Consider the following 26,067-nt stretch of genomic DNA (forward strand, 5'->3'; position numbering starts at 1 on the left):
AACAGATGGAACATATAGAGATTACGGTAGATGCACCTATGGCGTCACCTAGACCAAGGTTTAGAAACAATGGTAAATACGTCCAAACTTATATGCCATCCAAATATACCAATCACAAGAAGAACATACAGGCGCAAATGCCTAATCTGATGATTGATACACCTATCAAATTAACAATAGAGTTTCACTTTCCGTTGCTTAAATCATGGAGTAAGAAGAAACATGTAGCGATGATAGGGCAATATAAAGTAACTAAACCTGATATAGATAATCTTATAAAAACAGTATTAGACGCGACTAATAAACACGTATGGCAAGACGATAACCAAATAGTAGAGATAGCAAGCTTTAAGAAATATGCAGAGACTCCAAAAGTGGTTATGGATATTGAAGTATTGGAGTGAATCAAATGAGTGAAGAAACATTCAAAATTAAATACACAATCGAATATGAAAGACAATATACATTTCCTGCAATTGTAGATGAAGAAAATGAAGATATAGAACTTAGGATGTCGAACCATATGTTTACAAACTTAGATGAGTATACAAGTTCAGAATTATTTAAGGATATAGATGAAGTTAGGATTACAGACAGAGGATTTTGAGGTGAAATAAATGGAAACACTACTTGTTAAAGGTAAAACATATCACATTATGGGTGAAAACCTTAAATGTATGTATAAGAATGATTTAAGTAAAAACTATGTAAGCAAAAGGTTGCTTTACGGTTGGACATTGCATGAGGCGTGTAAAGCACCTAGACATTATCGATTAAACGATTATAGAGATGTACAAAAACGTGAACAATTAAAGTATTCAAAAATGAAAAATGAGCAGTATAAAAAACTTAAACATAGAGAAGATCATCCTTGGTTGTACGATGGTACACCGCAAGTACATGCACGTAGTAAATATGTAGCTGATTTAATGAAAAACGATATATTCCCGAAGGTGGTTAAATAAATGTCAAAAGAAACATTAAAAGTTGGTGACTGGATTCAATACATTGCGATAAATGGACAATCACAACACGGTAAAGTTGATAGATTAGTAGAGGATATGAATGAAAAAGAAACACGTGTTGATTTAAAACTATTAAATGGGCAAAAAGATTCCATTTGGATAAATGATGATTGGATTAAGGCACATCCTAATGCATCAAGTCTATTGGACGAGAAGTATAACGAAAGAAATGAACAATCTAACGACTTACAACAACGTAAGCGTAATAAAAAGATAGTGCAATGGTCAGATGATATTAAATTGAAATTCACTGAGAGAGTAATTCAAGATTTATCCCCGTTAGCTGCTTATCACATTGGTAACGCTATAGATTTGTTAGCAGTGGCAGAAAGCAAAGAGGATATAGAACAAGCTAGATGGTCAATACAACGTGCATATGAGAATTGGGATTAATTCAGTTATAGATATAAATATATTATAGAGTTTAAAGATTAGCGATATCAGTTATAGGAGGACAAATAAATGGTAAAGATTAAACGTAAAGTAGAAATGACACACGAGGAATACGCAAAGTACTTGATTGATAAATTCGGTATAGCTAGTTATGAACGTGAGTTAATCGATAACAATATTTTTGATGCACCTATGGAGTTTGAACAAACTTTCACACTGAAATCTATGAGAAAAGATGATGATCCAGTAATAGAACGTAGTTTCAAAGGAGTAGTTATAGAAGTCGAGGAAGAAATTACAGAAGATACAGTATTTAAACATATGATTGAAGTTAGAGAAGGGTTAACAGGACACATGACTTGGGAGAACGCAACGATTGATAGTGAAAAAGATAATTCAAGTCAAGAATTTCATGCATATATAGATGGTAAATATGAATTAATCTGGCGCAACGGAAAGTCTGGTGGAGTAAATGATACCAAAATTTAGAGCGTGGGATAAGTTCTACGAATGTATGATTACGCCTGCAGGAATTGAATTAGAAAATGGAGAAGCGTCGCATATTATAGAACAGTTGCCAGGAGAAACAACAAAATCTTCCATTAGCTATTATGAACTCCTACAATCCACAGGACTTAAAGATAAGAACGGTGTGGAGATATTTGAGGGGGATATAGTTGTTTTCAATGATGAATCAGACGACAAATATATAATATGTATGTTCTTAAGTTGTTTTGGCATTAGATTTAGCGATGTAGGGTTTGTTGAATTTTCAAATATGTTCGATGGTTCAGTAAGTACAGAAGATGTATTTACGGTCATCGGCAACAAATACGAACACCCACATTTACTAGAGGAGTGATGGCAAGTGAGTACCTTAAAAGAGATTTGTAAAGAACAAACAGAACTATTAAATGAGTGTCGCCAAAATATCAAAGAGTTAACTGAAGAAAATGAAAAACTAAAAAAAGAAGTAGAACATTTAAAAGGTATTATCCAAGATGAGGAAGATTGGAAATTACTTAAATTAGAAGAAGAATGGTTGTGATGGCGAGTGATGTACGAAGAGGGAACGACAATTCACAGAAGCACTATTGAATTACTTGATAAATTGGATGAATACTTAAAACAACGCGATCAATACAAAGCAGAACGCGACACACTAATCGATGATATAGCAGTGTTGAAAGCTAATATTAGTAGGTTGGAACGAGAGAATGAGAAGTTGAAAGAACGTAATTATCAGTTGGCAAAAATAAATGACAAACTTTATCTAAACAATTACAACTTAGAGCAAGAAAATGAGAAACAACTTGACTTACTTCAAGACTTTAGCAAATTCATTGACTATAAATTAGAGGTTATACCGCTAACGCTACCTATAAACACTATAGAAGTGAACTAGATAAGTTGGGGATTAAGTAGATGGTAGATGAAATTGAAGTAACAGTAACGCAACCACTTACTGAATTACAACTAACAAAAGATAGTAGCATACAATCAATACCACTTAGTAACGATGCTTATGAGAAAGCGTTGAAGGGAGAGCGTGATTAGATGGCGTATGAGTATGAGAATAAAATAAATGAAGCCTTTTTCAAAGCAGGTAGAGATGGTAGAAACGTGGACAATGAGTTATTAGCAGAACTACAAGAAGCCTATCGCAAAGCAAAGGCGTTTGATGAAATTATGAAAGGTGAGTTAGGTGCTTATTACGATAAAGCAAAGTCGTTTGATGAAATAGTAAAGGCTGTTAATGCGCCATATGTTGAGTACCCAGAAGATTGGATGGTCGATGTTTTGAAAGTGGTGCGGAATTTTGAACAAGGAAGTGCACACGATGAAAGATAGAGAGTATAAAGACGCATGGCAGAAGTTGAAGGCGCAAATGTTGGAATCTTACGCGAATTATGAAGGACAGAAACACATAAATAAGAATATGGGATTTCATAAGATTTTAGAGGGTGCACAAATTAGTTTAGCTCCAGTATTAGAAGAAATGGACAAACTAGACGGCACAAACGAATTTAGCAACTTACTAAGCGATATGGAGGACGAGTAGATGGAGACAAGAAAATACGAACAAAAGGTGAATAACCCTAAAACTTCACCAAGAGTAAATGACAACTATACTTTTGTAGATGGATATGAAAACAGTCACACACTACAAATCAAACTACTAAGCGATAATGCAACTAAACCTAAACGAGCAAATCCTAGCGATAGTGGACTAGATTTATACGTATCTGAAACAGTTAACATTCCACCACATACAACTAAATTAGTAAAAACAGATGTTGCTATTAAATTACCATATGGCTATGAAGGGCAAGTAAGGCCACGTTCAGGTAAAATATTAAAAACTAAATTACGTGTGGCATTAGGAACGATAGATTACACATATCATAAAGAGGTTGGAATTATTACAGATAATACAGGAGATAAACCTATCATAGTACAGAAAGGTGAAAGATTAGCACAGCTAGTTATTGCACCAGTGAGTTATATGAATGTAGAAAGAGTGGAGAAATTTGAAAATGAATCAATCAGAGGAGCATATGGATCTACAGGAGAGTGATTAAATGAGCAAAGTTAAAGATATGACAGGTACAACTATTAATAATTTAAAGGTAATAAAGAGAATTGAAAACTATGCGGATGGCAAAGCGCAATGGTTAGTTAAATGTCATTGTGGCAACGAGTTTAAAGCAATTGGTAAGCATTTAAGAAACGGAAGTATAAAATCATGTGGTTGTTTAAAGTCAAAAAAATGGCTGAATATGGAAGAAGAAAAGCAACTCATGGAGATAGTAAAAGTAGATTATTTTCTATTTGGTACGGAATGAAAAAGCGTTGCTATTACAAAAATAGTATTAGTTACAAAAATTACGGTGGACGTGGGATACAAGTTTGTAATGAGTGGAAAGATGACTATTCAAAATTTAAAACTTGGGCTATTAATAATGGATACGATGATAATTTAACATTAGACCGAATTGATACAAACAAAGATTATCACCCAGACAATTGTAAATGGTCGACTGTAACTGAACAAAATAGAAATAAAAGAAACAACAAATTATTTAATTATAAAGGTCAAATTTTAACTCAATCGCAAATATGCGAAATAACAGGTTTATCTAAGCATCAAGTTAGCAAGGAGTTTAGCAATGAAACAGCAAGAGAAGAAAAAGGGTTCGGGTCAAGTGGAACAAGATAAAGACATACTACAAAAAGTTAAAGAGGTGTTGAGGAAATAAAAAAGCCCCAAAGTAGGGGCAGGCAACTATAAAGTGTCATTTATTAATATTTTTATTCCACAATACAAGTTATAAATTACAAAATAAATTGCACCAATAAGAGCTATAAAACCAATTATTAACAGTATTATGCTTACTGCTGTACTAGAAACCATGCCGCTATATCCTAATATAGCTGAACCAATAACTATAAGGACATAAGGTAAGATGTGGAAAAGTAAAGATTTTTTTGCATGATTTGAAACGGGTTTGTCTGCTAAAACCCAAATGACTATGGGAAAAATAATTGGAGCGAAGAAAACACTAAAATACGATAGAGCAGATAATAATCTTTCAGATTGAGTAGAATTTGTAATCATAAATAACACCTCCAATTTTATAGTAACCTAATTAAAATTAAATAAACTTATAATCAAAAAAATATTTATTAAATATTTTTGAATATTAAAAGGAGTGACGCTATGCAATACCTAATACGCACATTAACAGATTCAACCGGTCACCCTTTCATTCATGTAACTAAAGCACGGGAGAACGAAACGTTTACTGTGGTTGAGGCAGAGAGTAAGGAAGAGGCTGAACGTAAGTATAATGAAAGAAAGGACAGTGAGTAAATAGATGACTAAATATATGTTAAAGGAACCTGATAATGTTGGAGATACAGTGAGATTTCCTGGTGAAGTCTTTGATGTAAAGAGATTAAAACATTCGGTTAAGTTAAGAGGAATGAAAGAAACGTTTAAATATATTGTGGTAGGTGAAGATGAGTTGCTTAGTAAGAAGTCACTAAAAGCTCGTTTTACTAAAGGAACATATAAATCAGCAACGCCGAAACGTATATTCAAAACATTAATAATCATAGCGCTTTATGAATTAAGTAAAGAAATCACATACGAAATCATAGTTAAGAAACAGGCTAACGATATGGTAGAACAACCTGGTTACGATGAAATAGATGCATGGAAGAAATATTAAGGAGGATTAATAAATGAAGAAATTATTATTAGCAAGCAACATTATTATTAACAATATTCTTAGGTGGTTGCACTTGGTTAGATGATAAAGTTAAAGATCATGAAAGTGACACAAAAGGATTAGAGAGAACGGTCACTGTTTACAGTAAAACAGGTGATGTAGTGAAACAATATAAGGGAGACAATGTAAGAACTAAATATAATGATGGTGGCGCATTAGTAGTTAACATTGATGGCAAACGTGTTCAAGTAATGAACAGCGATGTTGTGATTGAAGAAAAAGGTGCAGAGAAATACGAAATAAACAAGGAGAATAAATAACATGTGGGTAATCTTAACCTTTGTATTCAGCCTAGTAATCATAGCGTTAATCATTAGCTTGATTGTGTTGAACGATAAAAAGAACGAGAAGATATTTAACCTATCTAAACAAAACATATTACTACAACAAGAGATTAAGAGAGAGCTTAGTAGTAAGCCTTATAAAGAACCTAAAAAATTAAGTGAATCATTAAGAGAAAGATCACAAATGAAAAAGTATAACACTGATAACATACATACTCATGAATAATATGTAGATGAATCAGATGTACACAATAAGTCGAATAGAAAGTAACTGGAGGAATTAGATGTACAGTGAATCAGAAGTAAGACAACTAATCACAGGTTATCACTGGCGTGTTAACCTATTAGAACATAAAGTGTATGAGTATGATAGCACATCAACAGGACAGTATGGTATAGAAGCAACAATGCCTAAAGGACAAGGACAGACAGGCGATAAGGTATTGGTTAGAGTGATACGTAATGACAAGGATAAAAGACATTCACAGAAACTTATAGAAGAGATAGGATTTGTTGATAAACTTGAAGGTTACATCACTAACGATAAGAACTACCATATATTGCAACTACTGAAACAAGGAGAGACTATTAAGACTATAGAGAGGCTGCTAAGTATTAGTAGAAGAAGTATATACAGTCGCATAGATAAGATAGTAGAGACATACATGAAACATCAATAGCCATGCACACTTTGCACATTTTGCACACATTACACACTATTATGTAGAGTAGCAAGGTAAGGTATATAATATCCATACAGGGTAAGTTACATCTATTGTTCCAGTAACAATTATAAATAAGCAATACTATATTATATCGAGACACATCCATTCCGCGGGTGTGTCTCTTTTTGTTGTGTAGACGAACGAGTAAGGGAGTGAACAAGTATGAAGATAGTAGTTGTGTACGGTGCACCAATGAGTGGCAAGACAACATATGTTAATAACGTAATGCAGGATATCGATTTAGTATTCGATTACGATGCATTAACGCAAGCACTAACAAAGAGTCAGTATCAACAACACAATGATAATGCACATAAGTTAGTCATGGACATAAGAAATAAGATGATAGACCATGCTAAACAAACAACAGAGGGTACACTCTACCTCATTACGACTTACTTATCTTACATGTTACAAGACAAGGTAGAGACGCACTTTAATACACAGTACAAACAAATGGATACATCATTAGATGAATGCAAGCGAAGACTAAGCATTAGTGATAGACACAATAAGCAACACGTTATGCAAGTGATACATGAATGGTATGGCAAGTATATATACAACAAAGGATTAATAGATAGTGATGAGCTAACAAAGGAAACCAAGAGGTTATACAAGTCTAAAGACTGGCATAAATTGAGACACATGGCATTAGAAAGAGACAATCATTTGTGTCAAATGTGTTTAAGAAAACATAGATATACAGATGCTGAGTTAGTTCATCATATGATTTATGTTAAAAGTGATTTTCAAAAAGCACTAGATTTAGATAATCTCATGTGTGTTTGCTCAAAGTGTCACAATAGAATTCATGCGAAAGATGAAGAGGAAGTTTTTACAACAGAAAATGTAGAAAGAAAAGTGCGAACCATAAAACTTTGATGCCCCCTGGTTTTTGTTTTGAGAAAAAGAAATAAAGAGACCGCGGACAGTTGAAGCGTTCGCAACGCAAACGGTTTTTTCATGAAAGGGGGTAAAGATTGAAATTAACAAAAAAGCAATTAGTCAGTTATATCGATGGTTATCAAACTTCAGATGATATCTTAATAGATCTCTATTTAGAGACTTATAAATTTTATTGTCGATTAAGAGATGAACTCGAAGAGTCTCAGCTTATGTATGAACATACGAATAAAGCAGGCGCTACGAATTTAGTTAAAAACCCATTAAGTATTGAATTAACGAAAACGGTTCAAACGCTAAATAATTTATTAAAGTCATTAGGATTAACCGCGACGCAAAGAGAAAAAATTGTTGAATCAGAGGAGGACGGTTTTGGTGACTATTAAAGTATTGAATAAACCTTCACCTAAGCTTCTCACCACATGGTATGCGCAACAAGTCGTTAGAGGTAATATTACGGCGAATGAATACGTTAGAAAAGAATGCCAAAGGCATTTAAATTACCTCAAAAATGATAATCATCGGTGGGAATTTGATGAAGAAAAAGGACATAAACCAATAAGATTTATTGAAAAGTTCTGTAAACCTTCGAAAGGCGAATACGGACAGCTCATATTACAACCATGGCAACATTTTATTATTGGTTCCTTATTTGGTTGGGTAGATAAAGAAACACGCTTACGACGCTTTAAAGAAGGCGTCGTTTTTGTTGGGCGTAAAAATGGTAAGACGACTTTGATATCAGGTTTAACCACATACGGTGCTTCAGAAGATGGCGAACCAGGGGCAGATGTTGTTTTGTTAGCTAACGGTATGAAACAAGCACGATTATTATTTGATGAATCGACCAAGATGATAAAAGCATCACCTAAATTAAATAAAAATTTCAGACCAAGAAGAGACGCCATATATTACGATAAAACAAATTCGAAAATCGAACCCCAAGCAAGCAGATAGTGAGAAGTTAGATGGTTTAAATACACATATTGGTGTGTTTGATGAGATACATGAATACAAAGATTATAAATTGATTTCTGTTATAAAAAACTCTCGACAATCAAGAAAGCAACCTTTACTAGTTTATATTACAACGGCGGGTTATCAGTTAGATGGCCCTTTAGTTGATATGGTTGGTGTCGGTGAAGATACTTTAAATGGTGTGGTTGAAGATGAACGTACTTTTTATTTCTTAGCTTCTTTAGATAAAGAAGATGATTTAGATAATCCAGAAAATTGGGCGAAAGCAAATCCTAATTTGGGTGTATCAATTGATTTAGAAACGATGAAAGAGGATTGGGAAAAAGCGAAGCGCGTTCCGACGGAACGTGGAGATTTTATAACGAAACGCTTTAATATATTTGCGAACGATGATGAAATGAGTTTCCTAGACTATGAAACGCTTAAGAAAAATAATAAATTGATTGATTTAGAAGAACTCAAAGGAAAACCTTGTACGATTGGTTATGATTTATCTGAAACACAAGATTTCACTGCGGCTTGCGCTACTTTTGCCTTAGATGATGGTAATATAGCGGTTATTTCTCATTCATGGGTACCAGAAGAACGCGTTAAATACGCCAATGAAAAAATACCCTTTAGAGAATGGCAAGAGGAAGGTTATTTAACAATAACACCTGGACAATACGTTGATTATCAACAAGTTTATGATTGGATTACAGAAATGAATCAATATTATCCTGTTGAAAAAATAACGTATGACCGTGCGAATGCTTTTAAACTCAATCAAGAATTAAAAAATTATGGTTTTGAAACAGAAGAAACAAGACAAGGCGCGATTACTTTAAGTCCAGCTTTAAAAGACCTAAATGAGTTGTTTTTAGATGGCAAAGTTATTTTTAATAATAACCCAATGATGCGCTCGTATATCAATAATGTCCAATTAACTAAAGATCGTAATGATAATTGGTTACCAACGAAACAAAATCGCTATCGTAAAATCGATGGCTTTGCGGCGTTATTAAATACTTACACAGACATTATGAATAAAGTGGTTACAGACGCAGGTAATGGCAATATTGAGTTTATTAGTATGAAAGAACTGCTGAGTTAGGAGGTGAAGGCAATCGCTAAACAAAATTTATTCAGTAAGGTGAAACAAAAATTAATAGATAATTGGGTAGACCAAAGTAGGCAAAAGCTTTATGACTTTTCGCCTTGGCGTAATAAAAATTTTTGGGGTGTTATTAATAACACTTTAGAAACCAATGAAACGATATTTGCGGCTATTACTAAATTATCTAATTCAATGGCGAGTATTCCTATTAAGCTTTATAAAAACTACGAATCAGTAACCAATGATATTTCTTTACTCATTACAGATACGCCGAATGGCTCAATTAGTAGTTTTGATTTCATTAATCAAATTGAAACATGTCGAAATGAAAAAGGGAATGCTTATGTATTAATTGAACGTGATATTTATCATCAACCCAATAAATTATATTTAATTAATCCAGATGTCGTTGAAATACTAATCGAAAATACGTCAAAAGATGTTTATTACAGTATTCACGCGACTACAGATAATAAATTAATCATTCACAATACAGATATGATGCATTTCAAACACATTGTTGGTTCGAATATGGTTCAGGGCATTAGTCCTGTTGATGTATTAAAGAATACAACTGATTTTGATAATGCCATTCGAAATTTCAACCTAAAAGAGATGGAAAAACCTGAATCATTTGTACTTAAATATGGGACTAACGTCTCCGATGAGAAGCGAAAAGCAGTTGTACAAAATTTTAAAGAATTCTATGAAGAAAATGGCGGGGTTTTATTCCAAGAACCCGGTGTTGAAATTGACCCATTAAATAAAAAATATGTATCTGAGGATATTGTGGCCACCGAAAATTTAACAAGGGAACGTATTGCGAATGTATTTCAGATACCATCGGTATTTTTAAATGCGAATAACGCGATGACATTTAAATCAAATGAAGAACTCGACCGTTATTATTTACAACATACGTTACTACCTATCATTAAGCAGTATGAAGAAGAATTTAACCGAAAATTATTGACTAAATATCGACGGACGATGGGGTATTACTTCAAATTTAATGTTAAATCATTCTTACGTGCGGATAGTAAAACACAAGCTGAGGTTTATTTTAAAGCTGTACGTAGTGGTTATTATACGGTTAATGATATTAGGTCATGGGAAGATTTACCTCCTGTTGAAGGTGGCGATGTTCCGTTAATCAGTGGTGACTTATACCCAATTGATACACCACCAGAACAAAGACATACATCGAAAGGGGGTGACAATCATGAACAAGACAAAGACTTACTTTCAGATGAACAAGAAGACCCAGACTAAAGGTGAAATTTATATTTATGGTGATATTGTTTCGAGTAAATGGGACGAAACAGATGTCACTGCTGTCGATTTTAAAAACGAACTCAATCAACTCGGTGATGTATCTGAGATAGATGTTCATATCAATTCAGTCGGTGGTAATGTTTTCGAAGGTCATGCGATATACAACATGTTAAAAATGCATCAAGCCAAAGTAAATATTTATGTCGATGCCTTAGCGGCATCCATCGCAAGTGTTATCGCAATGAGCGGTGACACTATTTTTATGCACAAAAATAGCTTTATGATGATTCATAACTCTTGGATTATGACCTTAGGTAATTCGAAAGACTTACGACAAACGGCAGATTTATTAGATAAAACAGACCAATCAAGTAATAACGCTTATTTAGATAAAGCGACGAACTTATCTGAAGAAGAACTTAAACAATTGCTTGAAGCTGAAACTTGGTTAACGGCAGATGAAGCATTAGAAAAAGGACTAGCAGATGAAATATTAGGCGCAAGTGAAATAGTTGCCAGTATTTCAAAAGATAGTTATCAAATGTTTAAACACGTACCTGAAAATATTGAACAAGATGTTGATAAAATTACAACTGTTTCAGATATTCAGGAAGATAATACGGTTGAAACACCTCAAGAAAAAATGACACAAGTAGAAAAAGAATCAAGAGAAATAATAAAACAAAATGCAGAAAATTTAAAATTACTTTATAAATAGAAAGGAGACATATTTATGTCTACATTATACGAATTGAAACAATCTCTAGGAGAAGTAGGAGAACAATTAAAAAATAAAAATAACGAGTTATCTCAAAAAGTCGGTGATCCAAATGTAGCGTTTGAAAGTGTAAAACAGCTTGAAAAAGATGTAGATATTCTCCAACAAAGATATGATATTTTAGAGAAAAGAAAAAGTGACGTGGAACAAAAACAAGCTGAAAAAGCACAACAAGATATGGAAAAAACTTCAGTATATCAAACGTTAAGTGAAGATGATAAAAAAGTTAAAGCGAAAGCTGAATTTTATAGATATGCTTTAAACCCTAAAGAATATAGTAAACCTACAGAACAAGCACAACGCTTATTACATGCTTTACCGACAGGTAATGATACAGGCGGTGATAAATTCTTACCGACGACATTATCAAAAGAATTGATTTCTGAACCATTCGCACGTAACCAATTGAGAGAAAAAGCACGTCTAACTAACATTAAAGGGTTAGAAATCCCACGTATTTCATATACGTTAGATGACGATGACTTTATTTCAGACGTTGAAACAGCCAAAGAAATGGCATTAAAAGGCGATACAGTAAAATTTGAAACGAATAAGTCTAAAGTTTTAGCTACTGTTTCAGATACCGTTATCCATGGTTCAGATGTAGAACTAGTTAATTGGGTAGAAAATGCATTACGTTCAGGTTTAGCTGATAAAGAACGTAAAGACGCTTTTGCTTTAAATCCTAAAGAAGGATTAAAACATATGTCATTTTATAGTGGAGATGTGAAAGAAGTACAAGGCGATAATTATTATGATGCAATTATTAATGCTTTAGCTGATTTGCATGAAGACTATCGTGATAATGCGACAATTTATATGCGTTATGCTGACTATGTGAAAATTTTAAGAGATCTATCCAACGGTACAACGAATTTCTTTGATACACCAGCTGAAAAAGTCTTTGGTAAGCCTGTCGTATTTACAGATAATGCAGTTAAACCAATTATTGGAGACTTTAATTACTTTGGCATTAATTACGATGATACAACATTTGATACGGATAAAGATGTTAAAAAAGGTGAATACTTATTCGTCTTAACTGCTTGGTATGATCAACAACGTACATTAGATAGTGCGTTCCGTATCGCTAAAGTTGATGGTGGTTCTGAAGACACGAATACACCCTAACAAACCCCAAAAGGTAGAAGTAGAGACGAGAGCGAAATCCGTCTCTATTTCTGCTGAATAGGGGTGGTTTTGATGAATCAAAGTGAATTATTACGTATCAAAAGATGGTTAAACATAGATTATGACATCGAAAATGATACGTTAGAAGATATGATTCTAAGTGCTAAGTCTGAATTAAGTTTAAGTGGTGTGCCTCAGTACAATCATAGCGATGAGGCATATCCTTTATATTGCCAAGCGATTAATTATATTGTTTCGCGTGATTATGAGACTCGTGGCTTTGTTGAGTATGAACGTGAAAGTAAAGGATTTAATGACAGAACCTTACAATCATTTATTCTTAAATTGAAAGTTTGGTGATTTAAATGCAATTTAAAAACTTTAATACGTACTTAACTTTTTATGACATGGTTAAAACAGGCTCTTACCCAGATGATTTAGAAGAAAAAGAGGTTTATAGTTGTAAAGTTGAAAAATATGATAATTCCATTAAAGACAGACAAGTTCTAACGACAAACGGTAAAACCCAAGGTTTTACATTTATAATGAGAGACGCTCAACGACAATTTATCCCAAATTATCAACATACAATCAAAGTGGAAGATTATCGATTTGAAACGCAACTATTTAACATATATGATATTCGACTTGATAAGCCGAAAGCAGGCTATATTACGGTGGTGGTGGCTGAAAATGAGTAAACCTAAAATCAATGGTATATACGATGTAAAGCTTAAAGGCGAAAAAGAGTTAATGAAAAAGATGGAAGCAAAATTTGGTCAAAAAGCGATGCAAGCAAAGAATGATAAAGCTTTAATCGAAGCATCTGACTTTTTAAAACAAGAGTTAAAATATCAATTCGAAGAATTTAGAGATACAGGCGCGACCATACAAGAAATGAAGCGAGGGAATCCTGAAACGGTCGGTGGTCAACGACGGATTATGATCCATTGGGAAGGACCTAAGGAAAGAAAAAATATCATTCATTTTAATGAACATGGCTATACACGTAATGGTAAAAAATATACGCCAAGAGGCTATAGTGTCATTGCCAAAACATTAGATGCATCGCAAACCAAATACCGTGGCATCATACGAAGAGAGTTGAACAAAAAGTGAATATACTCAAATATATTAAGAATATCATTATTAACGACCCTATACTTGCATCAGAAGTAAACAACCGCATTTATTATTACGAAGTAACAGAAGTGGATGATACGAGTGATGCGTTTGTCGTTTTAACCCCGATATTAGATCGTCCAAGCACATATGTTTCTGATAAATATTTATCGGAGACTTATTTTTTTCAAGTCGATGTTGAATCTTATAATCATCAACAAACGATAGATATAACCAAACGTATTCGTTATTTACTATCAAATGAAAATTTAAATCAAGCATCATCACAATTAGATGACTATTTTAAAGCAACACAAAGGTATGTGATGTCACGAAGATATCGTGGCATACCTAAAAATCAATATTACAAAGGTGAACGTGTCGAATAGATGCGTTCTTTTTAATTCAAGGAGGAAAAAATTATGGCAGTAGTAGGATTTGAAAAAGTACATGTAGGTATTTTTGATGAAGATGAAAAAATTAAGAAATTAATGACATGGAAAGATGAACACGGTGGTACGGTTAACCTTAACATTTCAGGATTAGCCCCTGAAAAAGTTGAAATGCGTGCTTCAAATAAGACCGTATGGTCTAAGAAACAAGGAACAGGAGAAGTTCAATCAGAACTTGATTTATTTAATGTACCAGATAAAGATTTAGATGCCGTTTTAGGTCGTGATATGGATGATAATGGTACTTCATGGGTTGGTGAAGATTCTCGTGCACCATACGTGGCATTAATTGGAGAGTCTGCCGATTTATTATCAGGCGACCCTGTTTATTGTGCATTAACTAAAGGGACAATGAGTCTTGAATCTATTGAATGGAAAACAACGGCGAAAGAAGAAGAAGAACCAGAACCACAACAACTGACAGGTGATTGGATTGCGAGAACCATTGACGGTAATTCACGTATTTTTGGTTACCACGTTGGTAAAAAAGGGGCAGATGAATTATTCAAAAGTGTGTTCCCTGGTTATGAAGACGTTGAAGATGACGATTCAGACAATAGTAATGAAGATTCAAACGATAACGAAGCAACAGAAACACCCTAAGGCGCCCCAAAATGTAGAAGTAACAGCTAAAAGTAAGTCGGCTGTTATTTCGGCAGAATAGGGGTTTTTATATTAAATTACTAGGAGGCTTTTAAATGGCAGATATTTTAAAAATTTATAAAGATGATGAAGTAGTCGCAAGTGGTGAACGTGGTGAAGATGGCAAGGCTAACGTTACGATTGAAGGTCTGGACGCAGATACAGAATATGAAGCAGGCACATATCAAGTCGCTTTTAGTAACGATAATGGTGAATCTGACAAAACAGATGTACCAGGATTTAAAACAAATCCAATTAAAGTAACAGGCGTTTCCCTTGATAAAGAAAGTTTAACGCTAAATGTTGGAGATACAGAAACTATTCAACCAACGGTTGCGCCATCGACTGCGACTAATAAAGGTGTAACTTATGCATCATCAAATAGAGATGTAGCTACAGTAAATGAAGATGGTACAATTACAGCAATTGCAGACGGTACAGCTAACATTGAGGTTACTACTGAGGATGGCAATAAAAAAGCAACATGCGCCGTCACAGTTGAAACCGAAGAAGAACCTGCACCAGAAGAACCCGATAATGTAGAAGTAGAAGCAAATGAAAACGATGCAGATGTATCAGCAGAATAAATAAATGAATAAACAAGGCGACTTCGGTCGCCTATTTTTGTATACAAAAATAATTAACTTTAAGGAGACAACAATATGATCAAATTTGAAATTAAAAACCAAGAAACAGGTAAAGTAGAAAGCTATTCAAAAGACGTTATCACAATGGGCGAAGCAGAACGTTTTTATGAATGGATGGAAAATCGCGAAAAAGAAGTAAATAAAGAAAAACCAGATATGAAAAAAGTGAGAAAAATGGAACGTGATTACTTAGTTAGTTTGTTTGAAAAACAAGGGTTAACAGAAGAGGACGTTTTAAACAATATGGGTACAAAAACATATTCTCATGTATTAGGTGAAATATTTCGAGAAATCAGCGGCGAAGATGAAGCAGATTCAGAAGATGAAACAAGCCAAGAGGGAAAGACAGAAGAACACTCTCAATAAGAGAGATTTTATCAAATATTAGGAACTTACAAAGATTCTGTATGATGCATTACGGTTGGACTTTAACAGAAGTTAAGGAACAACCGTATTTTCAATTGTTATCGATTTTAAATGAAGATGATAAAAAAGATAAGCAAAAAACTAAAACTAAAAAAGAACAAGAAGTTATTAAAGGTAAAGACTTAATCAAACTATTCGGTGGATAGGTAAGAAGGGAGGTACATATAAATGGATAATATTCAAGGTTATGCAATAAAGAACACCATGGATAATACGGGCGTTGAACAAGGCATGAAAGGTCTTAAACGCCAAATGGGCGTATTAAGTTCAGAAGTGAAAGCGAATATGTCAAGTTTTGGCAAAGCTGAGAAGTCTGTACAGAAGTACCAAACACGCATTGATGGACTGAATAATAAAATGAAAGTCCAAAAGAAAATGTACGATCAAGCTAAAACTGATTTAAATAACGTTAAAAGCGCTTATGAAAAAGCATCGAACAGTATTAAACAACAAGAACAAAAAGTTAAAGAACTTGCCGAAGCACACAAGAAACAAGATAATGCGATGCGTAAATCTAATCAAGAAATGAAAAAATCTAATAAGGAATTAGATAACGCTAAAACGAAGCAATCTTTATTAAGTGCTGAAAAGGCTAAAGCTAAAACCAAATTAGATGAGTTACGTTCTGCTGAAAAACGTTTGAAAGAATCAGGCAAAGCTTCTACGGAACAAATTAAGCAAGCGTCTAATGCGACGAAACAACAACGAGAAGCCCATCAAAAATTAATAGCGAGTCATAAAGAAGAAACCGCAAATGTTAAGAAGTTAACGCAATCTAACAAAGGCATTACAGAAGAGAATAAAAAGGTTAAAGATTCTTACAAACAGTCTAATGACGCAGTAAAAACTGCAGAAAAAGAATATAATAAACTTTCTAAAACAATCAAAGACTATCCGAAAGACTTAGCCAAAGCTGAAAAAGCAGTTAATAATGAAAAAGCATCGATGAACGGCTTACAAAAAAGTATTAATAAAGCTGAACAAGAGCTAAAGCAAATGAATAAACAACAGATGGTCGCTAATAGCTCATATACAAAACAAGCAGACCATTTAGATAAAATGTCAGAGAAGTATGGCAAAATGTCCCAAAACATGCGTTCAGTGGGACGTAATATGTCTATGTATGTAACAACACCGATTGCTGGCGCTATGGGCTACGCAGGTAAACTTGGCGTTGAATTTGATGATGGCATGCGTAAAGTACAAGCTATCTCAGGCGCTACGGGTAAAGATTTAGACGCGTTGAAAGCGAAAGCCCGTGAGATGGGCGCGACAACTAAATTCAGTGCAAGTGATAGCGCAGAAGCTATGAACTACATGGCTATGGCTGGTTGGAAATCACAAGATATGATGAGTGGTTTACCAGGTATTATGGATTTAGCAGCCGCATCAGGTGAAGAATTAGGCACTGTTTCTGATATTGTTACCGATGGTTTAACCGCGTTTGGACTAGAAGCTAAAGATAGTGGTCATTTTGCAGATGTATTAGCAGCAGACTAGTGCGAATGCGAATACAAATGTTCAAATGATGGGTGACGGATTTAAATATGCGGCTCCCGTAGCAGGTGCATTAGGTTATAGTATCGAAGATACATCTATGGCTATTGGGCTTATGAGTAACGCCGGTATTAAAGGTGAAAAAGCTGGTACAGCGTTACGTACGATGTTTACTAACCTCTCTAAACCGACAAAAGCAATGAAAGATAAAATGGATGAACTTGGTATATCTATTACAGATAGTAATGGCGAGATGTTACCAATGCGTGATGTTTTAGATCAATTACGTGATAAGTTTAGTGGTTTATCTAAAGACCAACAAGCAGCAGACAGCAGCTACGATATTCGGTAAAGAATCAATGAGTGGTGCATTGGCTGTTATCAATGCTTCTCAAAAGGACTATGACAAACTATCTAAATCTATCGATGGTAGTAAAGGTTCTGCTAAAGATATGGCAGATACGATGGAAAAAGGTTTAGGCGGTAGTTTAAGAGAATTACGTTCCGCGACAGAAGAACTTGGTTTATCTATATTCGAAACCATACAACCTGCTCTATCGGGTATGGTTGGCGGTTTGAAATCAACGGTGGATTTTTTAAATGATTTACCTAAAGGCGCAAAAGTAGCAGGTGTCGCTATTGCAGGCGTAGCTGCCGCAATTGGTCCTGTAACTTTAGGTATTGGCCTATTGTTAAGAGCTGTTCAAGCAGCAGACTGGAGGCTATGCACAACTTAACCGACGTATGGCTGAAAATACAGCAGAAGCTGCGATTAATGCTGGGGCAACTAAAGCGAATGCAGGCGCAATTACTGCGTCAGGTAAGAGTGCTAAAGGTTCTGCAGGTTTATTTGGACGTTTGGGCAAATCGACAGGTAAAGCAGTTGGAAAAGTTAGTTTATTAGGCCAAGCGAGTAAAATTTTAGGTAATGCTATTAAAATTTTAGGTGGCCCAATTGGCTGGATTATTACAGGTGTTACGTTATTAGGTGGTGCCTTTACTAAAGCTTATAATAATGTGGATTGGTTTAGAAAAGGCATTGATGGTTTACTTGATGTCGTTAAAACATTTGGTGGCGGTGCTATTGAACAACTTAAAAATCTTGGTGGTTGGTTTTCGAAAACAGGAAGTAAAATCAAAGAAACCTTCTTTGATGAAATGAAACAAGGCTATAAAGACTTAGACGATGACGATTTATTAAAACAAGGCGGCGATGGCTTTAAAAAATTCATGGATAAAGTTGGTAAAGCCTCAGATAAAGCGACCGACACAACTAAAGTTTTAGGTAAAGGTGTTTCTAAAGAAACTGAAAAAGCGTTAGATAAATATGTGAAGTATTCAGAAGAAACGACACGTATTTTATCAGATATTAAATTAAATCACGGTAAAATCACAGATGATATGCGTGAACAACTTGAAACCTCCGTACGTAAAGGCGGAGAAGAAGCCTTAAAACAAACGAAAAAGCATAACCAAAAAATGACTGATGAATTGAAAGATATGCTTGAAAATAGTGAAGCATTTTCGGATCAAGAAAAACAAGATATGATTCAAAAGAATCAAGAAGCATCTGATGAAAAAGTTAGACGACTTGAAGAGCTTAACCAAGAAATCGAAGAATTAGAATTAAAACAGTTTAATGATGGTAAACTTACAGCGCATGAAGAAAAAGATTTAAAAGCTAAATTAGATGAACGTAATAATATTACGACGGAAGCTTTAGTTAAAGGTCAAAAAGAACAACAAGCGATATTATCAAGAATGAATGCGAATACTGGTGCTATTGATACGCAAGAAGCAAGTGACGCTATTAAAGATTCTGTTAAAGCTGAGAAAAAAGCAAAAAAAGAGGCTAAAAAACAACGTGATAAAGATGTCATTCAAGCTGATGATTTACTTGCTTATGGCGAAATTGATCAAAAAGAACATGATAAGCGTATCGGAGAAATTAAAGATGCTTATGATGAAGCTATAGAAACTGCTGAGGGAAAAACGGAAGAGATACGCAAGTCTGTTAAAAAGAACAATAAAGATATAACAGATGATATGGATATGACTACAGGCAAGGTTTATTCTAATTCAGAAAAACAATGGAATAAATTTACTGGTGACATATCAGATGCGTTTTCGGAAATGGGCAAAAACTATAATAAATTCAAAGAAAATATGAGTGATGTAGGTAGTTCTATTTCAAGCTTTTTTACTGAAACGGATTGGAAACAGCTTATTAATGATAGCTTAGGTAATATTGGTGAGTGGATAGCTACACCATTTAAAGCTGCAGGTGAAAGTATTGGTAGTGCCGTTTCTTCTTGGCAAGAAAATATTTCTGAAGCTGGGGAAGATATCAAAGGTGGTTTTGACTCACTCACAGGCTGGTTCTCTGAACAAGGTCAAGAATTTTGGGGTGCACTTCAAGATGGTCGGAACACCGCATTAGAAAATGGTGGTGATTTATGGAAGTCTTTAACTGGCTGGCTTGGTGAAAAATGGGAAGATACGAAAACATGGTTTTCACAAAAAGGTCACAGTATCTGGTCAAATATCAAAATCGGTTGGAATAACGGACTAGAAACAGGTGGCAATCTTTGGTCATCATTGACAGGTTGGCTCGGTGAAAAGTGGGAGGACACTAAAACGTGGTTCTCTCAAAAAGGCGGTCATATTTGGTCAAACATTAAATCAGGTTGGAATAATGCGCTTGAAACTGGAGGCAATCTCTGGTCATCGATTACTAATAAACTCGGTGAAAGTTGGGAAAATACCAAAGGTTGGTTTAGTGAAAAAGGTCAAAATATTCAACAATCATTCAAAAATGGTTGGAATTCTGCTTGGGACACAGCAGGTAATATTTGGGGCAAAGTGACTAAAGGCGTATCTGATACCTGGGAAAATGTGAAGACATCGACCCGTGACAAACTCGAAGAAGCTAAAGAAACAGCGACGACTAAAACACGTGGTATTTGGAAAAATACATCTAAATGGTTTGGTGATACTTACAATACAGCGAAAGATAAAGTGACAGGCGTTTATACTAAAACGCGAGATAAATTTACAGACGTTGCAGGTAAAGTATGGGATAAATCCAAATCAGCATATGATGGCACGAAAAAATGGTTTGGTGAAACTTATGAGAAAGCTAAAACCAAGGTCACAGGGGTTTATAATCAAGCGAAAGGTAAATTTACCGATACCGCTAGTACAGCTTGGGATAAATCTAAATCTACGTGGAAAGGTACGAGTAAATATTTTGGTCAAGCTTATAGTTCTGTTAAAACTAATGTAAGTAACATGTGGGGCAAAGCTAAAACAAGTTTCGGTAATATTGCTCGGTGAAGGCTGGAAAAAAGCCAAATCTGTTTATAAAGGTTTCAAAAAATGGTTAGGGGATACACTACAATGGATTAAAGATGTCGGCGCCGATATGGGTAAAGCTGCAGGAGATTTAGGTAAAAAAGTTGCCAACAAAGCTATTGGCGGTTTAAATGGCATGATTGGTGGCGTTAACAAAATATCTAAAGCGATTACGGGCAAAGATAAACTTATTGATGAAATCCCCCGTTTAGCTACTGGTACTTATGATGGTTCAACGCTCTCTACGGATTCAAATGGTGGTTTAAGACAACCAACGGTTGCGATGGTCAATGATAAAGGGCCAGGTAATGGACCAGGTGGACGCACACAAGAGCTCATTCAACGTAAAGATGGCTCAATTGATGCGCCACAAGGCAAAAATACGATTGTTGGCTTAGGTAAAGGCGACGGCGTTATTAACGCTAGACATACGCACAAACTCCAAGAACAAGGCATAATACCTAAAAGGTTATCAACGGGCACAGGAACTAAAATACCTCGTTTCTCTAAAGGTAGCCCTTGGGACGATATTATTGATGGTGTAGCTAAAGCAGGTAAAAATATGGGTAATAAAATATCTGATGGTTACCATAGCGCCAAAAAAGCAGGTAGTGATGCCAAAGATACTGTTAAAGACTTAGGGAGTAAAGGTTTAGAAAAAGTTAAAGACGGTGCATCGTGGCTTGGCGATAAAATTGGAGATGTTTGGAAATATGTTAAACATCCGGGCAAATTAGTGAATAAAGTTATGGATAGTATCGGCATCAACTTCGGGGGCGGCGATAACGCGACCGTTAAATTAGTTACAGCCGCCTATAAAAAACTGAAATCATCATTAGTAGAGAAAGTGAAAGACTGGTTTACAGAAGCTGAAGGTGGTGACGGTGACGCTAGTTGGTTGCCGTGGGATAATATCTTACAAACATTTGGTAACTATACAGGCGGCTTAATGTTCAATGGCGGTCGACACTATGGTGTTGATTTTGGTATGCCAACGGGTACTAAGATTAAGGCGCTAACTGACGGTAAGATATCGCAAGCAGGCGCAGTTGCAGGTGGCGGTGGTAATCAAATTACACTTGATGAGCCTGGTGGCAAGTGGTATCAGTGGTACATGCATATGAGTAAAATCATTGCTAAAAAGGGACAAAAAGTAAGCGCTGGAGATGTCATTGGTTTATCAGGTAGTACAGGTAACTCAACAACGCCTCACTTACACATTCAGCGTATGAAAGGTTACCCATCTAATGAAACAGCTGTTAACCCTATGGGCTGGTTAAAATCACTTAAAAGTGGCAGTCAAAACAAGTCAGCTAAAAAATGGTCAGGTGATATTAAAAAGGCCGCTAGTGAAATGAATGTTAAGTTAAGAGGTAATGATTTAAATAACATTATTTCTCTTATTCATAATGAGTCAGGCGGAAATGCAGGAGTCACACAAGGAAATATTGGTGACATTAATAATATTAATGGTACACCAAGCACAAGGTCTATTACAGTATGTACCTAGTACATTTAAGAATTATGCTGTTAAAGGTCATGGCAATATAAAAAATGGTTATGATCAATTGCTTGCCTTCTTTAATAATAAAAATTGGCGGACACAATTCAACCCTAACGGTGGTTGGTCTCCAACAGGTCCAAGAAAATATGAAAATGGTGGTATCTCTACAACACATAAACTTGCTGAAATTAGTGAGCGTAATAGAGCAGAAGCTATCATTCCACTTCATAAATCTAAACGTAATCGTGCAGTCGGCTTGATGGAAAAAGCAATGACAGCGATTGGCATGGATAATGGTTCCGCAAATGTCACAGTGAAAAACGATAATTCAACGATGGAAAAACTACTACAACAAGTTGTTCAATTGAATGACACCAACAATCGTATGCAACAAACAATCATTAAGTTGTTAAGTGGCAATAATAATAACATGAGTAAAAATGATGTTATGAATATCTTTAGTCAATTGTTAGGTAGTAAAGCCAATTTAGACAACTTTAGTCAAGGATTATCATAAATAGGAGGTTTATATGATAGACGGTAGATGGATGAAAATCATAACCCAAGAAGGCACTTATGATATCAACGATATCTTATCTAATTTTATTTTCTTAGAAGCTAAAGCTTCATATCCAAATGAAAATAATGAAAGTAACACATTTCAAGGTGTGGACGGCGAGCTACCAACAGTAGCCACGTTCGCACCTTTTAATTTAGAAGTAAGTTGCGGTTTTGATGGTATTGATGAAAATGACCGTAATTTAGCAGAATTAAAATTAAGACAACTATTTTTTAGACGACAACCCTATTACATTATTACGTCAGACAATCCAGGACTGAAATATCGTGTGAATAATCCAGATGTAAACCCTGATTATTTAGATTTCTCAGCCATTAAGTTTGATATGACTTTTAGTTGTCGAGATGGCTATGCCGAAACGGTCAAAGAAACAGATGAGTACAGTTTATCAAATGGCAATTGGCAATTCGGTGTCGATTTATTGGCAGATGATGAAATTAAATATAAACACGATACCACAAGCTTTCGAATTTACAATGGTTCTTCAGATATAATCAATCCGTTGTTACGTCATAAATTCAAGTTATTGATTAATATTGATGCACCTAAAGGCTTTAAAATTATTAACCATACAACAGGTAATACATTTCAATATAAAAAAGGGATTAAACAAAACCAACAACTTATATTAAAAGGCGTCCACCCAATACTTGATAATCAACGTGTAGGCATTGATACAAATCGACAATGGTTAACACTTAAAGAAGGTTTTAATGATATTGAAATTACAGGCGAGAATATTGGTAAAACAACAACCCAATGGATATTCCCGTTTATATTTAAGTAGGTGAATAACTTGGATGCATTAGTTTTAAAAAATAAAAAAGGCACGTTTGCGGAGATAATCACAGATTTTGATTTCGGTTCTTTTAAATATGAATATGAAAAGAACAATGAGCGTTCGATTAGTTTCACTTTATATAAAACGTCTAATAACGCAGATATATTTGATCATTTAGTTAATGAAGCTTTTATAGAATGGCAAGGGCAATTATACGTCATTAAATCAACATCTATAAAATACGATGGCCTTAAACTTACGAATGAAGTTGTAGCTAAACATATTTTTATGGAATTTCAAAAACACTATATTCAAAAAGATATGGATGTCGAAAGTGAAACTAGTGATGAAGATAAAGACGATAGTACACCGACCATGACTTTAGAACAATATCTTGATTTTGGTTTTAAAGACAATAAATTGGGTTTTGAGTATGAAATTAGAGGTCAATTTCAAAAACGTGTACCTGTCGATGATTTAGGCGGTAAAAATGGTGTTGAACATGTATCAGAAGGTGCAGATTTATTTAACTATATTTATTTTGCTGATAATAAAAAATATTATATTTATGATGAAGCAACCTTTTATGAAATGTCCGATATTCCTTTAATCTACTTATACAATTCAAGTGAAGCCACAGTAACAACGACGACCACGGATATATTTAATTATATTCAAGGCTACGGTAAGAAAAAGACTAAAAAAGAAACACAAAATTATAACCCTATTAAACCTAAAGACTTAAATTACTCAGGTAGCTTTATTAAAGAAGGTACTTGGCGTACAGAAAAAGTAGGCGCAAGTTATACGAAAACATTCGAGTGTAAACATGGTAATGAAACGCTTGAATGGACATTAAAGAAAATGTTTAAAGGCGGTATGCTTGATGTTTATTTAGATGGTGAAAAGGTTGATACTTATGAGTGTTATAGTAAAAACGCAAAAAGTGAAAAAATTGTAATTGCGCAAAATCTAGCGACAGGCAAACACACATTTAAAGCCATATTTAGAGGTGCGAAAAAGGGTATTGATTACAAAAAATCTGAGCCATGTATGTATGTCGGTACTGAGAAATCCACTGTATTAAATTTAACAGCTAAACTTAAAGGTAAAGACGCTTATCATACGTATGCCGATTACACATCACCTAATTATGATGGTGGCGACATTGCAGAAGCACCTACCATATTTGATGATAATATCACAAATAAAGATGAATTACGTGAAAGGCTTAAAGAAGAACTTAACGATCAACCAACGGTTGAAGTTTCTACGAACTATCTCGGCAGTGTAGAAGACAAACAATACATTACAAACGATGATATTAAAGAAAATAATAAGATACGTTTTATTCATCAACCATTAGGTTTTAATTTAGATTTAAAAGTCGTGAAAATTACTGTGTCACATCCACTACTTGATGAACCAGTAGAAGTCGATTTTAGTAATTCACCTAAGGATATTTTGAAAATGCAAGCAACAAACAACCAAGGCTATTAGAAAATTTAATAAGCAAGGCATAGGCGGGTCAAATGTTGATTCGTCTTTTTCTATGCCTCAATTAGCTTCAGATTCAATAGGGAGCGTGTTAATCGATGAATGAACCAACCGAAATTAAATACCCATTAGATGAAAATGGCGAACCTTATTATGCCGCAACGCATATAAGCGGAGTTCAAGGGATAGATAAAGATAGCATAGATACTGATTTAACAGAACTCGACCATAAGATAGCAGAACTTAAAAATTTGATTCAAGAGCAAGATAAAGCTTTGAAACTACTTAATAAGACATTATCGGACGTGATAGGAGATACCGGTTGGATTGAGTATCAAGTACCGCCAGACATGAAAAACAAAGCTGTTAGTTCAGGGTTTAAATGTTCCATTCGTGAAGTAAGAGCGGGTAACGAACTTATCGGTAAACATTTTGTGGTGCGTTCAATCAGGCTGAATGTTTCAGAAATAACAGGGGCATCTATGCAGATTGCACAGTTACCAACTGGTTTTATTACAGATAACCAATCCTTTATCGCAAGACAAAATGGTTACCGTCACCCAATTACAATTGAATGTTTAAAGAATGGTAAAGTGATGGCTTTCGTGCATCCAGATGACCAAAACAAAACGAATTGGGTGTATCAAGAATTCACATGGTTAGAATAGAAAGGGTGAAA

At 34.7% G+C, this 26,067-nt stretch carries 38 protein-coding genes and 3 pseudogenes; 40 read left to right on the top strand and 1 reads right to left on the bottom strand.

Annotated features, from left to right (window positions below; genetic code table 11):
* The first annotated feature begins 5 nt into the window (after window positions 1-5).
* From ABLV90_RS07540 to ABLV90_RS07605, 14 genes are all read left to right on the top strand, one after another.
* Entirely contained in the window at window positions 6-404 is a 399-nt protein-coding gene (locus ABLV90_RS07540; protein ID WP_460872429.1) for a RusA family crossover junction endodeoxyribonuclease, read from the top strand.
* 5 nt (window positions 405-409) lie between these two features.
* Entirely contained in the window at window positions 410-607 is a 198-nt protein-coding gene (locus tag ABLV90_RS07545; protein ID WP_107557847.1) for a hypothetical protein, read from the top strand.
* Between the two features lie 10 nt (window positions 608-617).
* Entirely contained in the window at window positions 618-965 is a 348-nt protein-coding gene (locus ABLV90_RS07550) for an SA1788 family PVL leukocidin-associated protein (protein WP_107557846.1), read from the top strand.
* The gene (locus tag ABLV90_RS07555) at window positions 966-1,418 is read left to right on the top strand and encodes a hypothetical protein (protein WP_107557845.1); all 453 of its coding nucleotides are present in this window, start codon (window positions 966-968) and stop codon (window positions 1,416-1,418) included.
* Between the two features lie 69 nt (window positions 1,419-1,487).
* The gene (locus ABLV90_RS07560; protein WP_460872430.1) at window positions 1,488-1,907 is read left to right on the top strand and encodes a hypothetical protein; all 420 of its coding nucleotides are present in this window, start codon (window positions 1,488-1,490) and stop codon (window positions 1,905-1,907) included.
* Between the two features lie 25 nt (window positions 1,908-1,932).
* Window positions 1,933-2,280 (top strand): YopX family protein, encoded by a 348-nt coding sequence (locus ABLV90_RS07565; RefSeq protein ID WP_460872431.1) that lies wholly within the window; start codon window positions 1,933-1,935, stop codon window positions 2,278-2,280.
* Between the two features lie 6 nt (window positions 2,281-2,286).
* Window positions 2,287-2,466: a hypothetical protein gene (locus ABLV90_RS07570; RefSeq protein ID WP_107557842.1), complete on the top strand. Its 180-nt coding sequence runs from the start codon at window positions 2,287-2,289 to the stop codon at window positions 2,464-2,466.
* A 6-nt stretch (window positions 2,467-2,472) separates the two neighbouring features.
* On the top strand, window positions 2,473-2,823 hold the full coding sequence (locus ABLV90_RS07575) for a hypothetical protein (protein ID WP_460872432.1): 351 nt from the start codon (window positions 2,473-2,475) through the stop codon (window positions 2,821-2,823).
* 20 nt (window positions 2,824-2,843) lie between these two features.
* Complete coding sequence (locus ABLV90_RS07580; protein WP_259339135.1) at window positions 2,844-2,975, top strand: hypothetical protein; 132 nt, start codon at window positions 2,844-2,846, stop codon at window positions 2,973-2,975.
* Entirely contained in the window at window positions 2,976-3,269 is a 294-nt protein-coding gene (locus ABLV90_RS07585) for a hypothetical protein (protein WP_107557840.1), read from the top strand.
* Window positions 3,259-3,480: a hypothetical protein gene (locus tag ABLV90_RS07590; RefSeq protein ID WP_107557839.1), complete on the top strand. Its 222-nt coding sequence runs from the start codon at window positions 3,259-3,261 to the stop codon at window positions 3,478-3,480. Before ABLV90_RS07585 ends, ABLV90_RS07590 begins: the two co-directional genes overlap by 11 nt.
* Complete coding sequence (dut, locus tag ABLV90_RS07595; protein WP_107557838.1) at window positions 3,481-3,996, top strand: dUTP diphosphatase; 516 nt, start codon at window positions 3,481-3,483, stop codon at window positions 3,994-3,996.
* Between the two features lie 4 nt (window positions 3,997-4,000).
* The gene (locus ABLV90_RS07600; RefSeq protein ID WP_107557837.1) at window positions 4,001-4,264 is read left to right on the top strand and encodes a hypothetical protein; all 264 of its coding nucleotides are present in this window, start codon (window positions 4,001-4,003) and stop codon (window positions 4,262-4,264) included.
* Complete coding sequence (locus tag ABLV90_RS07605; protein WP_107557836.1) at window positions 4,261-4,638, top strand: hypothetical protein; 378 nt, start codon at window positions 4,261-4,263, stop codon at window positions 4,636-4,638. The genes ABLV90_RS07600 and ABLV90_RS07605 overlap by 4 nt, the downstream gene beginning before the upstream one ends.
* Window positions 4,639-4,704: 66 nt before the next feature.
* Here ABLV90_RS07605 and ABLV90_RS07610 read toward each other — a convergent pair whose 3' ends face one another.
* Entirely contained in the window at window positions 4,705-5,037 is a 333-nt protein-coding gene (locus tag ABLV90_RS07610) for a DUF4870 domain-containing protein (protein WP_107557835.1), read from the bottom strand.
* Between the two features lie 102 nt (window positions 5,038-5,139).
* Here ABLV90_RS07610 and ABLV90_RS07615 point away from each other — a divergent pair, with 102 nt between their 5' ends.
* The 26 genes and pseudogenes from ABLV90_RS07615 (at window position 5,140) to ABLV90_RS07740 (ending at window position 26,056) form a co-directional block, all read left to right on the top strand.
* Complete coding sequence (locus ABLV90_RS07615; protein ID WP_107557834.1) at window positions 5,140-5,292, top strand: DUF1381 domain-containing protein; 153 nt, start codon at window positions 5,140-5,142, stop codon at window positions 5,290-5,292.
* Between the two features lie 4 nt (window positions 5,293-5,296).
* A complete protein-coding gene (gene rinB / locus ABLV90_RS07620; RefSeq protein ID WP_107557833.1) occupies window positions 5,297-5,653 on the top strand; it encodes a transcriptional activator RinB in 357 nt (118 codons plus the stop codon).
* Between the two features lie 53 nt (window positions 5,654-5,706).
* Window positions 5,707-5,973 carry a DUF5052 domain-containing protein gene (locus tag ABLV90_RS07625; RefSeq protein ID WP_460872868.1) on the top strand — a complete coding sequence of 89 codons (267 nt, stop codon included), beginning with the start codon at window positions 5,707-5,709 and terminating at the stop codon, window positions 5,971-5,973.
* Between the two features lies 1 nt (window position 5,974).
* Window positions 5,975-6,223 carry a hypothetical protein gene (locus ABLV90_RS07630; RefSeq protein ID WP_107557831.1) on the top strand — a complete coding sequence of 83 codons (249 nt, stop codon included), beginning with the start codon at window positions 5,975-5,977 and terminating at the stop codon, window positions 6,221-6,223.
* Window positions 6,224-6,281: 58 nt separating this feature from the next.
* Window positions 6,282-6,677 (top strand): hypothetical protein, encoded by a 396-nt coding sequence (locus ABLV90_RS07635; RefSeq protein WP_460872433.1) that lies wholly within the window; start codon window positions 6,282-6,284, stop codon window positions 6,675-6,677.
* A 603-nt stretch (window positions 6,678-7,280) separates the two neighbouring features.
* A complete protein-coding gene (locus ABLV90_RS07640) occupies window positions 7,281-7,607 on the top strand; it encodes an HNH endonuclease (protein WP_241961572.1) in 327 nt (108 codons plus the stop codon).
* A gap of 98 nt (window positions 7,608-7,705) precedes the next feature.
* Window positions 7,706-8,014: a P27 family phage terminase small subunit gene (locus ABLV90_RS07645; RefSeq protein ID WP_460872434.1), complete on the top strand. Its 309-nt coding sequence runs from the start codon at window positions 7,706-7,708 to the stop codon at window positions 8,012-8,014.
* Window positions 8,004-9,699 (top strand): annotated as a pseudogene (locus tag ABLV90_RS07650) (terminase large subunit). The gene ABLV90_RS07645 and the pseudogene ABLV90_RS07650 overlap by 11 nt, the downstream one beginning before the upstream one ends.
* A gap of 3 nt (window positions 9,700-9,702) precedes the next feature.
* Window positions 9,703-10,974, top strand: coding sequence for a phage portal protein (locus ABLV90_RS07655; RefSeq protein ID WP_460872435.1), 1,272 nt, complete (start codon window positions 9,703-9,705; stop codon window positions 10,972-10,974).
* Entirely contained in the window at window positions 10,925-11,695 is a 771-nt protein-coding gene (locus ABLV90_RS07660; protein ID WP_460872436.1) for a head maturation protease, ClpP-related, read from the top strand. Before ABLV90_RS07655 ends, ABLV90_RS07660 begins: the two co-directional genes overlap by 50 nt.
* A gap of 15 nt (window positions 11,696-11,710) precedes the next feature.
* Window positions 11,711-12,886 carry a phage major capsid protein gene (locus tag ABLV90_RS07665; protein ID WP_460872437.1) on the top strand — a complete coding sequence of 392 codons (1,176 nt, stop codon included), beginning with the start codon at window positions 11,711-11,713 and terminating at the stop codon, window positions 12,884-12,886.
* Window positions 12,887-12,958: 72 nt separating this feature from the next.
* On the top strand, window positions 12,959-13,246 hold the full coding sequence (locus ABLV90_RS07670; protein ID WP_107558820.1) for a head-tail connector protein: 288 nt from the start codon (window positions 12,959-12,961) through the stop codon (window positions 13,244-13,246).
* A 5-nt stretch (window positions 13,247-13,251) separates the two neighbouring features.
* Window positions 13,252-13,587, top strand: a complete 336-nt coding sequence (locus ABLV90_RS07675; RefSeq protein ID WP_107558821.1) for a hypothetical protein — start codon at window positions 13,252-13,254, stop codon at window positions 13,585-13,587.
* Window positions 13,580-14,005 carry a hypothetical protein gene (locus tag ABLV90_RS07680; RefSeq protein WP_107558822.1) on the top strand — a complete coding sequence of 142 codons (426 nt, stop codon included), beginning with the start codon at window positions 13,580-13,582 and terminating at the stop codon, window positions 14,003-14,005. The genes ABLV90_RS07675 and ABLV90_RS07680 overlap by 8 nt, the downstream gene beginning before the upstream one ends.
* On the top strand, window positions 14,002-14,397 hold the full coding sequence (locus ABLV90_RS07685) for a hypothetical protein (protein ID WP_107558823.1): 396 nt from the start codon (window positions 14,002-14,004) through the stop codon (window positions 14,395-14,397). Before ABLV90_RS07680 ends, ABLV90_RS07685 begins: the two co-directional genes overlap by 4 nt.
* Window positions 14,398-14,430: 33 nt before the next feature.
* The gene (locus ABLV90_RS07690) at window positions 14,431-15,063 is read left to right on the top strand and encodes a major tail protein (protein WP_107558824.1); all 633 of its coding nucleotides are present in this window, start codon (window positions 14,431-14,433) and stop codon (window positions 15,061-15,063) included.
* 95 nt (window positions 15,064-15,158) lie between these two features.
* On the top strand, window positions 15,159-15,689 hold the full coding sequence (locus ABLV90_RS07695) for an Ig domain-containing protein (protein ID WP_460872438.1): 531 nt from the start codon (window positions 15,159-15,161) through the stop codon (window positions 15,687-15,689).
* A gap of 75 nt (window positions 15,690-15,764) precedes the next feature.
* On the top strand, window positions 15,765-16,115 hold the full coding sequence (gene gpG / locus ABLV90_RS07700; protein ID WP_107558826.1) for a phage tail assembly chaperone G: 351 nt from the start codon (window positions 15,765-15,767) through the stop codon (window positions 16,113-16,115).
* Between the two features lie 41 nt (window positions 16,116-16,156).
* Window positions 16,157-16,321: a hypothetical protein gene (locus tag ABLV90_RS07705; protein ID WP_259339134.1), complete on the top strand. Its 165-nt coding sequence runs from the start codon at window positions 16,157-16,159 to the stop codon at window positions 16,319-16,321.
* Window positions 16,322-17,267: 946 nt separating this feature from the next.
* Window positions 17,268-18,409, top strand: a pseudogene (locus ABLV90_RS07710) (phage tail tape measure protein); the annotation flags it as partial.
* A gap of 7 nt (window positions 18,410-18,416) precedes the next feature.
* Entirely contained in the window at window positions 18,417-21,008 is a 2,592-nt protein-coding gene (locus ABLV90_RS07715; RefSeq protein WP_460872439.1) for a hypothetical protein, read from the top strand.
* Window positions 20,998-22,536 (top strand): peptidoglycan DD-metalloendopeptidase family protein, encoded by a 1,539-nt coding sequence (locus tag ABLV90_RS07720; RefSeq protein WP_460872440.1) that lies wholly within the window; start codon window positions 20,998-21,000, stop codon window positions 22,534-22,536. The genes ABLV90_RS07715 and ABLV90_RS07720 overlap by 11 nt, the downstream gene beginning before the upstream one ends.
* Complete coding sequence (locus ABLV90_RS07725; RefSeq protein ID WP_460872441.1) at window positions 22,496-23,047, top strand: hypothetical protein; 552 nt, start codon at window positions 22,496-22,498, stop codon at window positions 23,045-23,047. Before ABLV90_RS07720 ends, ABLV90_RS07725 begins: the two co-directional genes overlap by 41 nt.
* 13 nt (window positions 23,048-23,060) lie before the next feature.
* Window positions 23,061-23,897 (top strand): phage tail domain-containing protein, encoded by an 837-nt coding sequence (locus ABLV90_RS07730; RefSeq protein ID WP_107558694.1) that lies wholly within the window; start codon window positions 23,061-23,063, stop codon window positions 23,895-23,897.
* Window positions 23,898-23,906: 9 nt separating this feature from the next.
* Window positions 23,907-25,494, top strand: a pseudogene (locus tag ABLV90_RS07735) (prophage endopeptidase tail family protein).
* The gene (locus ABLV90_RS07740; protein WP_107558692.1) at window positions 25,487-26,056 is read left to right on the top strand and encodes a hypothetical protein; all 570 of its coding nucleotides are present in this window, start codon (window positions 25,487-25,489) and stop codon (window positions 26,054-26,056) included. The pseudogene ABLV90_RS07735 and the gene ABLV90_RS07740 overlap by 8 nt, the downstream one beginning before the upstream one ends.
* Window positions 26,057-26,067: the final 11 nt, after the last annotated feature.

The sequence above is a fragment of the Staphylococcus sp. 2S1 genome, from assembly GCF_046721335.1.
GTDB classification, from domain to species: Bacteria; Bacillota; Bacilli; order Staphylococcales; family Staphylococcaceae; genus Staphylococcus; species Staphylococcus equorum_A.